Here is a 15,214-nt window from a genome sequence, read left to right as displayed (position 1 = left end):
AATCTACTCTTTATCCTCATTGTTTATGAGGTTAGAAATTTTCTGATGTGAAGCAACAGGCATCGCCTTGCGAACCTTCTCCACTTGATGTAATTCGATTTCGGCTACTAGGTTGCATGGGGTCGTAGCCCCTTGAGTGACGACTTTACCCCACGGGTCAATTACCATAGAGTGCCCCCACGTTTGTCTGTTGGCTGAGTGATAGCCACACTGCCCAACGCCAATGACCCAAGCTTGATTTTCTATGGCTCTAGCGCGAAGTAATATTTCCCAATGCGCCTCTCCAGTGACTGCTGTAAAAGCAGCAGGTACCAGAATAATATCGGCACCTTGCTCACGCAAAAGGTTGTAGAGATGAGGAAATCTTAGGTCATAACAAATAGAAAGCCCTAACCTTCCTACGGGAGTATCTATCACTTGGGGCTGTGTACCATGAGAAAAACAATCAGATTCTCTATAGCTACCATGCTCATCTTCAACTTCAACATCAAATAAATGCATCTTGTTGTAATGAGCCACTAGCGCTCCATTGTCATCAAACACTAAGCACGCAGAATAAAGATGAGTCGCGTTGCTTCGTATAGGAAAAGAACCAATCACCAGCCATGTTTGCAACTCTTTTGCTAGTTGCGCCAATTTGGATTGAATTGGGCCAGAGTTCAGCTCTTCTGCGACCACTTGATACGCTAGTGCATTATCAAACAGCAAACTATTCTCTGGTGTTACCACCAACTGACAGCCTTGTTTGGCTAAGTTTCTCAACTGTTGCTCAATGAATTGCAAATTCTCAGTGACATCGTTACCCGATGTCATCTGGATCAAACCTATCCTTGGTGCATCCATCATGGATTATTTCCCCTGTGATTCTGAGCGAAGCTGTTTGGGAATCTCGTAGTCAGCCTTACGTCGAGATTTCTCATTAACTTGCGGCGAGTTCATTGGGCCTTTTACCTCATAGGTAACCTGAGTAATAACTTCAATAACTGGCGCCACTACCGTACTTATCGCTAATACATAAAGCGCGGTTTGAGGCGCTACAGCGAAGGCAGTTAGCATAGGTATTCCGGAGGTAACATCCGGTTTAAATGTGACTTCCGCATCCACCATCTGAGTATTCAAATTGGCTAAACCGCGTATGGTCATATCCCCAGAGATAGAGTCCATCTTCAAGTCATTAGTAATAAAGATGCCCTTTTCGACCTTACCTGTACCCTTGATAGAGTCGAAGGCTAAACCTTCGTCAAACACATCACTGAAGTCTAATTGCATACGTCTAATAATAGAATCGAGGCTAAACATACCCAACAGCTTTGCTGCGCCGCCGACATCTGAGATAACACCTCGGCCAAGCTCTGCTTTAAGGGTACCGTTAACGGTATCCACTTGCATATTCCAAGGAGAACCCTTCCACTCTAATGATGAGTTCCCCTCGAAAGAGGCCTTCTGAATCCCTGAATCAATGCCAAAGCGCGCCATGATTTCAGAGTTATCGTCACCCTTCAGGTTAAGATCAAGATGCGTAGTACTATCATCATCGGTCAGCTCCCACCAACCACTGGCTAATACACTCGATGTACCGCTGGTAAAGTTGGCTTTATCCCAAACAATACGTTGGCCATCGTGGTTCATGACCACATCAACTTTACCTACCTTGTAGCCCTGCATCCAAAAATCATCGATCTTAAGATCAAGGTTAGGCATTTCCTCAAAGAACTTCCGATCAAAATCGGTAATAAGCGGTTGAGTCTCACCCTTACTATCTTTGACCTCTGTTTTAGCGACAGACTCTTCAACTAAACTCTTTGGCTCAGCAAGATACAGTTGTAGCAGCGACAGATTGATACCTAAATTAGAACCATCATATTCAGCCTTACCTTTAACCTGTGAGCTGTCTATGTTGTATTGCCATGTATTGGCTCTCTTGCGGGCGACAAAGTCCACTTCATTCCAATCCAAGCCACCCACTTTAATGCTGCTGCTTTGCACTTGAATACGCTGTGGCACGGGAATTTCAGGAGCATTAAGCTCGCTAAGGATCGGCTTAGGTCCAACACTTGGTCGCTCTAGCGCCGCTATCCATTCATCAAGATTAAACTCTGGCAAACGCAGCGAGGCGTGATGGCCCACTATAGGGCTTACCCTAAAACTACCCGCACCAATAACAGTATTGGTCGCCTCAAGTACAGGCCGACCCTGAGTAATATCAATTTCAGTCTGAAACTTAGCCGAAGGGAGCTGTAGCCTTGCGGAAATCGACTCCTGATTACCCGAGGCCTGCATTCGAGCTTGCCATACGTCCCCCACCTTTTTGTTCATGGGTGCAGGATAGGTACTCGCAATAGAAGTTAGATTGGCCTTGGCATCTATCTGATAGGTAAAGCCAACATCATTAATCTGCAGATCGATCCCCATATTCCAAGGGGCATGTCCCGATATTGGCTCTAGCCAAGTCTTGCCCAGATAAGGAACTAGCGGTTCAGTACGCCAATCGCCGATAAGGTCAATTCTGGTGTCGTAACTCGATTCGGCATTTTGTCCAAGGAAGTCCAAGGTAATAGGCTGTTCCAGTAGGTTAGCGCTTATCCCTGATGAGCGCACAACATCATTATCAAACTCAATTCGACCCGATGCCTTTTTCAGTAGCATAGGGGGGGCCGTAATATTGATGTCATTCTCGCTAAGATCAGCGTAACCCCAAGCTCTAGCTTCTTGCTCTTCATTAAACGGAATCTTAAGTTGGAACTGCGATTCTACCTGTCCCTTGATATCGACAGTCTTCAGCACCGCACCCACAGAGCCAACCAATGGAGAGGCGCTCATGTAATCTCGAACATCCTTACCTTCCGCTTTCGCAGCTGCAAAAATTTCGATATGTCCATTCCCATACATACGAGGGATCTTTCCAGAAATGCGGTCAGCCTGAATATTAAGAAGCTTGGCATCTTTCGAGTCTAAGAACATGGTCTCGTTTTGGAACAGCAAATCTAGCTGCATATCGGTCAAAGGCGGCCACGCGGTACTAAAGCTAAACTTGGTTTTGCGTAGCGGTACCCATGCCTGGAAAATGCCACTATTGTCGTTATATGGGAAGCTAGACAGTTCACCATACCAAAGCAATTTTGCCGTTTTTACTCGGCCGCCTTGAATACCGGCAGAGAGGTAATCGGTAAGGCCTCGCCCTAAAGCAAGAGTTGGTAAGTAACGCCAGGTTTGCCCTGCATTAGCTAGGTCGGCTTCTGCATAGAAAGACAAAAATGCGGGTGCATCCTTTGGAAAGTCGAGCTTGAACGCTCCCAATACTTGCAAGTCCGGAGTCGCTGCAGTGACTTTATCTGACCATAAACTCCAGCCGTTATCATCCGACTGCCAGACAATATCAACTTCTGCTTGGCGTATCTTAAGCGATGCCTGGAATACCTCACCATAAGGCAAGGTATCATCAAGCATAGTGACGGTTGCTTTGGCGAGATCTGAGCGACCAAATATACGCGCTTCTAAGGTATGAAAGCCAGGGATCAGCTCCCAGTAGTTCATACGACCATCTTTTACCTTAGCCGAGTAGCGAAGTGACTCTATGCCTTTACCCATAGATACACGAATATCTTGAACTGTACCTCCAAGACGAACGGTATCCACCCATTCTTCGCTCTTCTCCATATCAGGCAGTAGGTCGAGAATTGGGGTAATACTTTCTAGCTTTATTTGATTGGCATTCAATCGCCACTTTTCTGGAGACCACTCGAATGCCACATTCAGATCTGGCCAAGAGGTGCCATTTGAACTAAATGCCAAGTCTTGCGCGTTTAACTGCCAGCCTTTCTCAGTTGGATCAAGTTTAACGACACCACCCTCAATAGAGATGGCATTAGGGATATCATCTTTATCACGCCATTCCAGTTCTGATGGCGATATTTCCAGATAGGCATCAACGGGCTGGTTATGTTGCAGGGAAATCCAAGTGTTTAGACTGACTCGGCCCTTATCAATAATCACACCATCAGCAAGATACGGCGATACCCAAGGGGTGACATCAAAGTTATTACCTTGTAGATAAAAGTCACCGCTGATATCCGATAAACCGTTATGGTCATAAAAATCGGCAATGACACTGACGCTATTAAGCTGGACATCTTTGATGCTCACCACACCATCGGCACGGTGGCGGTTGCCATCGTTAAGCCAACTTAGCCTCTCGATATCCACCTCACGTACATCACCAGAAATATCTCTAAATACTATGGTTGAGTTTGTAAGTGCAAACTCACTTAGCTGACGAAGTACTAGGTTTTCGAGGATCTTAAGTAACTGCTGATCGCTCTTTTCAGGTGGCTCTGATGACTCAGGGTTCGCCTTAAACAGGTCGATATCGCTGATATCAATATGCAAACCATCAACGGTCAACTCACTGAGCTTAGGTTGAAGATTTAACAATGAGTCGATTAGGTCAAATTCTGCGCGAACCTCACCAACCGAAAACGCTTTAACACCTTTAGGTATGTCTGCTTCTAAGCCAGAAAGAGAGAGTGATGGGTGGGTATTTTTCCAATAGCCATGAACCTCACCTATGGTGAAGTTCAGCCCAGAGACTTGGTTAAACCAATTTTGAACATCGTCTTGGTAATGATCTAAGCGAGGTAAAGCAACGCGTAAAGCGGTGACCAGCACCGCTAACGAAACAAAGATAAAGACCAGTAGCGATAAAACTAATCGCTCTAGTCGAACTGCGAATGACGCCAATGGAACACTATCCTACATCATAACTACGTCGAACTGCTCTTGAACATAGAGCGGCTCAGCGGTGATTTTAACTTCTTTGCCAATAAACAGCTCCAGCTCAGCTAACGCATGAGACTCGTCACCATGCAGTGCATCTGCCACCGCTATCGAGGCATAAACTAGAAACTTATCCGCGTCGTACGCTCGGTTAACTCGAGTGATTTCTCGCAGCACTTCATAACACACCGTTTCCACGGTTTTTACTGAGCCACGACCTTCACAACTAGGGCAATCAGAACACAATACATGCTCAATGCTTTCTCTTGTGCGCTTACGCGTCATCTCAACCAAACCTAACTGAGTAAAGCCATTAATATTGGTTTTCACACGATCATGACTAAGTGCAGTTTCTAACGATGCGAGCACTCGCTTACGGTGTTCATCGCTGGCCATATCAATAAAGTCGATAATGATAATACCGCCAAGATTACGCAGTCTTAGTTGACGAGCAATGGCTTCTGTAGCTTCTAGGTTGGTATTGAAGATGGTCTCTTCGAGATTGCGTCGACCTACGAATGCACCGGTATTGATATCCACCGTCGTCATAGCTTCGGTCTGATCAATAATCAGGTACCCACCCGATTTCAGTGTAACCTTACGATCTAGTGAGCGTTGGATTTCACTCTCTGCATCGTACAAATCAAAGATAGGTTTATCGCCTTCGTACAGCTCTAATTTTTCCATCAACTCAGGTACAAACTCTTCAGTGAACTCAAGTAAAGAGTCATACACCATACGCGAATCAACCTGAATCAAGGAAAGCTCGGTGCCGACGAAGTCACGCAAGATGCGTGGAGCAAGACCTAATTCACCATAGAGAGTCGAGCGTGTTATGTACTTAGAGCGACGTTCCATAACCTTAACCCACAAGCGCTCAAGAAAGGCTGCATCTTGCGCCAGTTCTTTCTCGTCTGCGCCTTCGGCTGCGGTACGAATGATAAAACCACCCGACTCACTGCAGTAAGGAGCAACGATTTTCTTTAAACGGTTGCGTTCTTGCTCAGATTCAATGCGTTGCGATACGCCAACATGGCTAGCGCCAGGCATGAATACAAGGTAGCGAGATGGAAGAGTGATGTCTGTGGTTAGGCGTGCGCCTTTCGTCCCAAGTGGGTCTTTAACCACTTGAACCACAATGTCTTGCCCTTGGCGAACTAGCTCAGAGATATCTCGAACTTTAAACTGCTGCTTTTCATTTTCAGCAACACATTCGGTATGAGGAACAATATCTGAGGCGTGTAAAAAGGCAGCCTTATCCAGACCAATATCAACAAAAGCCGCTTGCATACCCGGCAGAACGCGACTCACACGTCCTTTGTAGATATTACCTACAATGCCTCGTCTAGCTTCTCTTTCAATATGGACTTCTTGAAGGACACCGCCTTCGATCATTGCAACTCGAGTCTCACTCGGCGTTGAGTTGATCAATAACTCTGCACTCATAGCGCACCTCTAAATCTTATAAAAATTGGTGCAAGAGCTGTTCGGTTTCAAATAAAGGTAGACCTACAACTGAGTGGTAACTGCCCTCAATACGGGTAACAAACTTACCGCCTATCCCCTGAATTCCGTAGCTTCCTGCTTTGTCGCACGGTTCGCCAGTCAGCCAATAATCTTCTATTTCTTGGCGGCTGAGGGGCTTAAACCATACGTCTGTAATACAAATAATGGTTTCTGATTTTTCGGCACTGCAGACACAAACAGCCGTCATCACTTGGTGCTTAGCATTAGACAGTTGACCCAACATATCCATGCTTTCTTGCAGCGAGTTTGGTTTTTCGAATACTTGCTCGCCTTGCGTAACTATAGTGTCGGCACCAATCACAATAGGTTTTGCACTACTCTCTGAGCGAGCCTGTTGCAGAACCGTTTTCGCCTTACTTTCAGCTAATCGCTGTACATACTGATCAGGGGTTTCTCCCTCATCACGCACTTCTTCTATATCACTGATTAGTATAGTGAATTCATAGCCAAGCTGAGATAAAAGTTCGCGCCTTCTTGGAGAAGCAGACGCGAGAATTAGAGATTTATGCATGGCTTATCGTACTCTCCAAATGCGACGCACCCGGCGCAACAATAAAAATAGCCATGGCCATAGAATACCGTTAATTAAACCTACCCACAGTGACGCAGGATTAAATACCACATCTTGGATGACAAATTCGCCAAAGAACTCGATTAGGACACCCAACATCGTCAGTAGTGCCATAATCATAGCCTGTTGCCACAACGCCATGTTACGCAGTACCAAGAAATTGATCGCAACGAGATAGGTAATAATTGCCATCATCATGCCGCGAACGCCCAGCGTCGAGCCGAGCAATAGGTCCCATATCAGGCCTAGAATTAAACCGGTTCCTACATTGACTCTGTGTGGCGCTGCCATCACCCAATAACAGGTCACGAGTACCAACCAAGATGGGCGGAATACGTCCATCGTGCCGGGCCACGGGATAGTTTGCAGAACCAAGGCGACAAAAAACGTCACCCAAATAACGAGTTTGCTACTCAGAATACTATTCGCCATCTTCGACCTCGATAACGGGTTGCTCAGGCTGAACTGGCGCTTGTTCTAAAGTAATATCTTGCCCATCTTGCTGTGGCCACACCAACAACAAGTAGCGTAAGCGACCAAAATCTACTGCAGGTGCTGCGGTAATCGTTGAGAACTCACGATGGTTATCAATCTGTACTTTGCTTACCGTAGCGACAGGATAGCCCTCAGGGTAAATACCCCCTAAGCCAGAAGACACCAGCACATCGCCTTCTTGAATATCAAAATTACTCGGTATGTGCTGAAGATGGATATTGGTTTGATCACCACTGCCTGCCGCAATCACTCGAATATCATTACGAATTACTTGAACAGGAATAGCGGAGTTAGCATCGGTCAACAGTAATACTCGGCTATTGTGAGCGCCCACTTCGGTAATTTGCCCTACGATACCGTTTTCATTGATGACAGGCTGACCTTGATAAACCCCATCGATATGACCCTTATCAATCACAATCTGCTGATGATAAGACGAGGAATCCACCGCCATTACTTCAGTAACTACCTTCTTTTCATCACGCACAAACGTTGAGCCTAGTAGCTTTCTGAATCTTTGGTTTTCTTCTTTATATTGAGAGAGCAAAGACAGGTCGCTCTTCATTTTCAGAAGTTCTTCACGTAGCACTTGGTTTGTAGTCAGTAATTGCTGTCGGCTACTGAAACGCTCATAGACGTTACCAAACATGCTGCGCGGTAAGTCCGCGAGATACTGAATGGGCGCTACCGTACTATTCAACACGTAACGTACATTTGAGAAGGCATCTAAACGACTATCAGCCAACATTAAGCTGGCTGATAGTAATACGGCAAAAAAGAGTCTCAATTGCAGAGATGGACCTCTGCCAAAGATTGGATTCATTCTTTGTTACCCGTTCTTATTGCTAATAGGGAAAATCCAATGAAAGAATTATTCTTCACTGAATAGATCACCGCCGTGCACATCAATCATTTCTAAAGCTTTACCGCCGCCACGAGCAACACAAGTGAGTGGCTCATCAGCAACTACAACTGGGATACCGGTTTCTTCAGTTAGTAGGCGATCTAGGTCTTTCAATAGCGCGCCGCCACCGGTTAATACCATGCCGTTTTCTGAGATATCTGATGCAAGCTCTGGTGGACACTGTTCTAGTGCAACCATTACCGCAGAAACGATACCGGATAGAGGCTCCTGAAGTGCTTCTAGGATCTCGTTTGAGTTTAGACTAAAGCTACGAGGCACACCTTCTGCAAGGTTACGACCACGAACTTCCAGTTCTTCAACTTCATCACCAGGGTATGCTGAGCCGATCATGTGTTTGATCTTCTCTGCTGTAGCTTCACCAATCAAGCTGCCGTAGTTACGACGAACGTAGTTGATGATCGCTTCATCAAAGCGGTCGCCACCGATGCGTACAGACGAAGAGTAAACCACACCGTTTAGTGAGATAACTGCAACCTCAGTAGTACCACCACCGATATCAACAACCATAGAACCTGTTGGTTCAGAAACACGCAGGCCAGCACCGATTGCAGCAGCCATTGGCTCGTCAATCAGGTAAACCTCACGGGCACCTGCACCCAGCGCAGATTCGCGGATAGCACGACGTTCAACTTGTGTAGAACCACAAGGAACACAAACGAGTACACGAGGGCTTGGCTTAAGGAAGCTATTGTCATGAACTTGCTTGATGAAGTGCTGAAGCATTTTTTCAGTCACGAAAAAGTCAGCGATTACGCCGTCTTTCATTGGACGGATAGCTGAAATGTTTCCTGGAGTACGCCCAAGCATTTGCTTCGCATCATGACCTACAGCCGCTACGCTTTTCGCAGAGCCTGCACGATCTTGACGGATAGCCACTACTGATGGCTCATCAAGGACAATACCTTGTCCTTTAACATAAATTAGTGTGTTCGCTGTACCCAAATCGATAGACAGGTCGTTTGAGAACATTCCGCGAATTTTTTTAAACATATCTAAGCGCTCTTCTCACAATCTTTGGAAGACAAAATTGTACTAAATGTACCAATGCCACACTTATTCAGCAAGGCATTGGATTACAAAGATTGATATAAAGTGCCTTTTTCTGACGTTGTCCTGACTTAGGCGCTAAAAATGCCAGTTTTAATTGCCAATTAAGCCCCTTTCACCTTTGAATATGATTCTATCGTTACCTCGGAAGGTACCAAAAGTGACGACGGTTGATGGGTCTTCATCGCCTTTACTCCTCCAGTTGTAGTGCAACCATGGTTGGTTAGTGAAGCTACCACCATTGCTCGTGCAATCTACACCGGTTTCTGTGCGTTGCGGTGAGTCACTACCTTGCCTTAACCACAAACGCACCTGCGCTCTTTCATTGCTCGAGCCTGCCGCAGGGTTGTGCGTAGCCGATAATTCATCTGAAGCTCCGTCTGATACTTGGCGCTCTCCATCAGAGACTAACCCTGCTGATGTATCCGCTCCATTCGGTAGGTTGTTCCAGATAGTTTGCACGCAATAACTTTGCGTGGCATCAAACAGGCTTCCACTATCCTCTTGATTGGTCACAAACGAGCTACCATCCCAATGCTCAACCCTAAGTGGAACCCTCAAGGTTTGCGCTGTGTTCCCGCCGACATCATCGAGATTCATTCGCCCATATCTAAATTCAGGCTGATTGGGGAATGACTTTCCAGTATTCGTATCTTCATTCAACTCAGGTATGTCTAATGTGTCAAAATCAACACCATCCACAATAGTAGAGACCTCGATACCGAACACGGAATTATCACTATCGAAGGGGCCATCAGGGTCAGTCACTTCATTGCCACCAATGGAATCTCCTGCTTTTTTCGCAAAGGCGAAGTCATCAATAGTTACGACTAGAGTTGATGGATCACTCAATAGTGATTTTGGCCAGTCTTCGCCACTCCAAGAGAACGTCAGTACTGATAGTCGGTCTAGTAAACTGACGTCGACAGTTTGATCTTTTGTGTTTGCCACATAATCTAGATTGGAAACGAATGTGTTATTAAACAAGCCATAGTTAAGCGTTGGAGTATTATCATTGGCTTGAGCTTGAACCTTAAAAATGTGCGGAAACTCTTGTTTCATATAGGCAAACCCACCATGCCCATCTGCATAATCCCATTGAGTCCATAGTTCTTCTGGATCGCTATCTTCATCCAGCATTGCTAGGTGATTTGGCGAAAAGCGTCCTACTGAGCGATAGCCGGGATTAATAGGCTCAAACAGATAGTCAGCTTGGTCCTTTAGGCTAGCCGTAACCTTTATGCTCCCCGCTTCTCGCCACTTCAAAGATGAAAACTGCACAGGACCAGACGTGTTTGTATTATTCGGTATTCCGTCAACAGGCACACCTTCTAAACCGCTGCCTATTGTTCCTGTATCTGCACTTCCTAAATCTACATGGGGACTATGGAGCTCTGCCTCTAAACTCACATTTACAGCAGGCGCAAGATCAGGATAAAAGTTTTTCGTCTCAAGGCTATCGATCTGATTGCAGAATGCGCTCACTTCTATCGGTGTAGCGGGAGCTATATCCCCGTCACTCACCCAACGAATCGGCACAGCATCTAACCCAAACAGCTCGCCGGAACGCTTGAAGAAATCACCAGACTCTGATGTACCAGAAATATCAGCATTATTGGGCTCACACAAAACAAATGTCCAAGGTCGAGACTGGATTAACTGCTCACCAATTATTTCCTCACACTCTTCTTCACCATCATCGTTGGTGATACACACTTCATCTTTCAATTCATAACTAACGCTACCCGCTTCTGGGTATATTACTTCGGTAGTTGCTTTTGCTGGTTCGCTATCACTTCCTGCAGAAAATGTTAGCTGAAGCTGATTATTTGGAGCATCAACCCAATTCCCATCCTTGTCTTTGATGGATATGACTTCACTGGCATTGCGGTCTGCATTAGGCTGAACATAAGTTGTGCTAGAAAGCATCAGTGTTTTGGTGCCACTGTATTCATCAGATGGTATGGGGGCCGGATCGCCTTGCTCATTGCATTGCATGGGCCAAATATCTATTGAGCTCGGTTTAGCAGCAACAACCCCTTTCGGAGACTCTAAAGCAAATTTCTGCGGTACAAACTCATAACTCCCGGTGATAGAGGTGCCAGAGCAATCCGTACTCAAACATCCAGTAACACTTACTGTACTAACTTCTTGCTGGCTAAGTGTAAGGCCTAATGTACCAGAACCATTTGGGGTATATGAGCCACCGCTAGGTTGTAGTAGACCACCACTATTTGTTACTTCAATAGTCCCAGGGTAATCCGTTGCATTACTTCCATCTTTCTTTACTTGGAATGTAAGTGATTGGTCTTCGCAAGTTAAGTTAATACCTGTCAATGGCGATAATTCTAAGGTGTAATTACCCGGGGTAGTACCCTCACAATTGTTCGATGTCCTTTGTATTTTGGCACTACCCTGCACAGTCAAATTATCCGCAGTGACAGAACCATAGATGAATGCCCCCCACCCATTAAGCAATACTGAACCTCGACTAAATATATTAGCTTCCAGCGGAACAGAAAGCTGCCCGATTTCAACATAAGCCGGTGACTGCGCTAAATTTTCAGCCCAAATAACTAGGCTTTCACTGCCGCTACTTGCAAGAACGTTAATCGTAGCTTGATTAGAAAAAACCACTCGATTAACTCTTAGAAATGTGTCAGCCTGAATATTCAACGTTGAACTACCCTCAACGACAAGAGTGCCTATCTCATAATCTGTGCCCGTAAACGTAGCTTCATTATTATTGTTTATTGTAATACTGCTATACGAACCACTAGGCAAAGGGTCTGTTGGGTTTGTTAAATCTAATCCGTAAGGTGAAAAACCGATTAAAGCTGGTTCTGAAATAAGCAACGTATCATCAGCCAAACACTCGTTACCATCACACAAGTAAACACCTTGGCCTGTCGTAACCTGGTTGAAACCAATTCTTCCCGCCTGATTATAAGTACCAATTACTTGACCATTATTATCGATAGTTGCTGATGAATAGGGTTGCCCATCTCTATTCCAAGATTGCGCTGCATTAGGGAAAGTCTCGCATTGGTCTGGAATTTCAGGAATTGGTGGTGGTACTACTACAACGTTGTCCTCAGAGCAATCCGTAATTTCAATTTCAATCCCACTACCGGTTAAGTTACCTTGCTTTATCTCCTCAACCTTTGATGTAATGAACTGAAAATCGGCATCAGATGCTAACCTTCGATAATAGTAGCTTGTATGCGTATCCTCATCGTGTTCAATTCGAATAACGTAATCAACGTTATTATCTAAACTCGCCTCCTCAAAAATATATGCGCCATCCCCATCGCCAGGAGCACCATCAGGAAGTGGCGGTGTATACCATAATGTTTCCCTACGGGTTCCCCCTTGGGTAAAGTACATGTCTTGATATTCGCCATCTAGGCCCGTTACTTCAAAGACGACATAAAAGTCTTTGTTGCCTTTGATATTACACTGGTAATCAGCCACCTTCTTGGCAAGTGCTGAGTTCGAAAAGGCAACAAGAAAAAAAAGTAGCATGTTCCGGATAAGCTTAAGTAACCTACTCATCTTTAATCCCTCTCACCCAAACCGTTTCTTCACGCTCCACCTCAAACACATTACTTTCATTGCATGTCGCTCGGGTCGTAACCTTCAGGTATTTCAAATCATCAGGGATATTTTCAGGTGAAGCGTCACAAGAAATAGTGGGGGATGAACATGGGATATCGCTGTTCGCCACTAGCGCGTTAGCGGCTGCTATTGCGCTAGTACCTAACGAATTACAGCGAGCGGTTAATGAATTAAAATCATCAGCTTCGTCTAAAGGAAACAAATGTGTAAGAGCCCACTCATTGCCTGATTGAGCCAATAGGGAAGCCTGAGAACCAAGAGCTTCTCTCGTCAATGTATCTTGGTTTGACCAACTAATGCGTGTGAGATTGAGTGCTAACATGCCCATTACTACAATTACGAAGATAGCAATGATGTAAACATTGCCGCGTTGAGATGAAATAGACGTGGATTGATTACGGTACATTGCTCACCTGCACATCATGTTTGTATTGGCTTTGCTCGTCACCATTTTGAAACAGCAAACTAAGGTGTATAAGCCCACCTCGTTGAAGCGAAGTTTGTTCATAGTTAAAACTGCTTTGGTTGTACATAACCTCAGATGCTACCTGTACGCCATTGCGTCTCAGTTCATTTGCTTGAGTAATGCAGTAGGTCACAGATTGATCTTGGTAAATGAAATGTCGGTTAGCACTCGACTGGCTATCCGGGTTCATGGTGACGGAGAAGTACTCGCCATCTGTTGCTGTAGTTATTCCCCCAATATCTACTGACTGAGAACTCCCCGTTTCCAAATCATCCATGCGGCTTGGGTTGATAACCAATTTTGTCCTAGCTGTAAACGTATGTGGGTGCTTGTAGTCCTCATTACCCACTACAAACTCCACTGTATTTGTCGCCTCTCGCTCAACATAGAAGCCAGCATATTGAATGGGATAGAATTCAATACATTTACCTGAAGTGCCACTGCTCATTGCAAAGCTATTGGGCACTGCGTGCTGAATTTCTCGGCTCATCTTCTCAATAGCAAAACGAGCTTGATTTTGTATACGCTGCCTATCTATCGAGATGGTATAACCTTTGGTGCCAAACTCTACAAAGCCTGCAATGCCAAGAAAGATGATCGCTACAACCACGATAGTGACAATCATTTCAATAAGGGTGAAACCACGTTGTTTCATTAGTAATTCCCTCTATAAGCGGAAAACTTGAAATCACCGTACTGGCTTGCGGTAATAGTTACCGTCACTCTTTTGAACAGATCCTTATCGGTTACCCCTAAGCGACTATCACTATCATAGACAACTTCAACCTCGGCTCGAAAACCAAGGTAATCCTCGGCGATATCATTACCAAAGATATCCGTTAGGCTACCCGCTTCATCAAGTCGACACGCCGTTTGAGACTGAGGAGTGGTATACCAGCAGCCCACATAGTCATCAACATCGTTGAATAACTCAGGTGGTTCATCATCATCAGGACCAAATTTATTAGCAGGGGTGCAAAGAATCGGGTCATCGTCAGTATCTAAATACTCATCTTCACCACAACGAAATAGGCCACCATTGTGGTCACTATTTTCATCAAAATTTCTAGATAGGATCTCTGTCATCAAACTATTGGCAAGAGCTGATGCTCTTACTTCATAAAAGGGCTTGGCTGATTGGGCTATCTGTGGGAATAAGAAACTGGTAAGCGTAATCAATGCGATGCCAAGAATGACAATCGCAATGATGCTTTCTATAAGAGTAAAGCCTGCGCTCTTTTTAACAGCCATACACGTACCCCTGACTATTGATGCAGATACTTTCTTGTTCTTGAGTACTTGCGATTTGGATACGAATAGGTTCAGGGCATGCGGAACTGCAAATAGGATTGCCGAGTAGATCAAAGTCGATACTCATAGCAGGAGTAAAGCTTAAATCCTGCTCTTCAATCACGACTTTATGGCTAAAGGGTTCTGTGGTGCTTGAAGTACATGCTTGCTGTGAGCCCAAACATTTTGCGGTTACTAGTAAACTGTACCTATCGTGCAGCGCATCCGTATCTTGAATATTGGACTGCATTCGACCTAGCTGAATCTGACGAATAACAGCAATGCCTTGCTGCTGAGCGGCCTGTGCGGAAAACTGAGAGACACCAATAAATTTGCTGGAAGCATACAAAGACATAATAGCCACCACGATGATCACTACGATCAACTCGACTAAAGTGAAACCTTTAATGTGCTTTGTACGAGGGTGATTCACTGCTTGTCCCTAACCAATGAAAACGTAAGTATCTAATATTATATGGAATTAAGAGTGATCTTGCTGAGA

Annotated in this window: 12 protein-coding genes; all 12 read right to left on the bottom strand. The window is 45.1% G+C overall.

Annotated features, from left to right (window positions below; all coding sequences use genetic code 11):
* Positions 1–3: 3 nt before the first annotated feature.
* The gene (locus tag OCU35_RS01610) at positions 4–846 is read right to left on the bottom strand and encodes a carbon-nitrogen hydrolase family protein (protein WP_390209005.1); all 843 of its coding nucleotides are present in this window, start codon (positions 844–846) and stop codon (positions 4–6) included.
* A 3-nt stretch (positions 847–849) separates the two neighbouring features.
* Positions 850–4,737 carry a YhdP family protein gene (locus OCU35_RS01605; protein WP_261825543.1) on the bottom strand — a complete coding sequence of 1,296 codons (3,888 nt, stop codon included), beginning with the start codon at positions 4,735–4,737 and terminating at the stop codon, positions 850–852.
* Between the two features lie 12 nt (positions 4,738–4,749).
* Entirely contained in the window at positions 4,750–6,219 is a 1,470-nt protein-coding gene (rng, locus tag OCU35_RS01600) for a ribonuclease G (protein ID WP_017032867.1), read from the bottom strand.
* A gap of 16 nt (positions 6,220–6,235) precedes the next feature.
* Complete coding sequence (locus tag OCU35_RS01595) at positions 6,236–6,811, bottom strand: Maf family protein (RefSeq protein ID WP_261825542.1); 576 nt, start codon at positions 6,809–6,811, stop codon at positions 6,236–6,238.
* A gap of 3 nt (positions 6,812–6,814) precedes the next feature.
* Positions 6,815–7,303 carry a rod shape-determining protein MreD gene (mreD, locus tag OCU35_RS01590; protein ID WP_017032869.1) on the bottom strand — a complete coding sequence of 163 codons (489 nt, stop codon included), beginning with the start codon at positions 7,301–7,303 and terminating at the stop codon, positions 6,815–6,817.
* The gene (gene mreC / locus OCU35_RS01585) at positions 7,293–8,189 is read right to left on the bottom strand and encodes a rod shape-determining protein MreC (RefSeq protein WP_017028841.1); all 897 of its coding nucleotides are present in this window, start codon (positions 8,187–8,189) and stop codon (positions 7,293–7,295) included. Before mreC ends, mreD begins: the two co-directional genes overlap by 11 nt.
* A gap of 48 nt (positions 8,190–8,237) precedes the next feature.
* Complete coding sequence (locus OCU35_RS01580) at positions 8,238–9,281, bottom strand: rod shape-determining protein (RefSeq protein WP_017028842.1); 1,044 nt, start codon at positions 9,279–9,281, stop codon at positions 8,238–8,240.
* Between the two features lie 150 nt (positions 9,282–9,431).
* The gene (locus OCU35_RS01575; protein ID WP_261825541.1) at positions 9,432–12,893 is read right to left on the bottom strand and encodes a DUF6701 domain-containing protein; all 3,462 of its coding nucleotides are present in this window, start codon (positions 12,891–12,893) and stop codon (positions 9,432–9,434) included.
* Positions 12,886–13,362: a hypothetical protein gene (locus OCU35_RS01570; protein ID WP_261825540.1), complete on the bottom strand. Its 477-nt coding sequence runs from the start codon at positions 13,360–13,362 to the stop codon at positions 12,886–12,888. Before OCU35_RS01570 ends, OCU35_RS01575 begins: the two co-directional genes overlap by 8 nt.
* Positions 13,352–14,077 carry a PilW family protein gene (locus OCU35_RS01565; protein WP_261825539.1) on the bottom strand — a complete coding sequence of 242 codons (726 nt, stop codon included), beginning with the start codon at positions 14,075–14,077 and terminating at the stop codon, positions 13,352–13,354. Before OCU35_RS01565 ends, OCU35_RS01570 begins: the two co-directional genes overlap by 11 nt.
* Positions 14,077–14,673, bottom strand: coding sequence for a type IV pilus modification PilV family protein (locus OCU35_RS01560; RefSeq protein WP_261825538.1), 597 nt, complete (start codon positions 14,671–14,673; stop codon positions 14,077–14,079). Before OCU35_RS01560 ends, OCU35_RS01565 begins: the two co-directional genes overlap by 1 nt.
* Complete coding sequence (locus OCU35_RS01555; protein WP_261825537.1) at positions 14,663–15,145, bottom strand: prepilin-type N-terminal cleavage/methylation domain-containing protein; 483 nt, start codon at positions 15,143–15,145, stop codon at positions 14,663–14,665. The genes OCU35_RS01560 and OCU35_RS01555 overlap by 11 nt, the downstream gene beginning before the upstream one ends.
* Positions 15,146–15,214 lie beyond the last annotated feature (69 nt).

It is taken from the genome of Vibrio breoganii, assembly GCF_024346795.1.
Taxonomy (GTDB): domain Bacteria; phylum Pseudomonadota; class Gammaproteobacteria; order Enterobacterales; family Vibrionaceae; genus Vibrio; species Vibrio breoganii.
The sequence above is the reverse complement of the archived record's forward strand: the minus strand, read 5'-3'. Positions and strand labels throughout refer to the sequence as shown.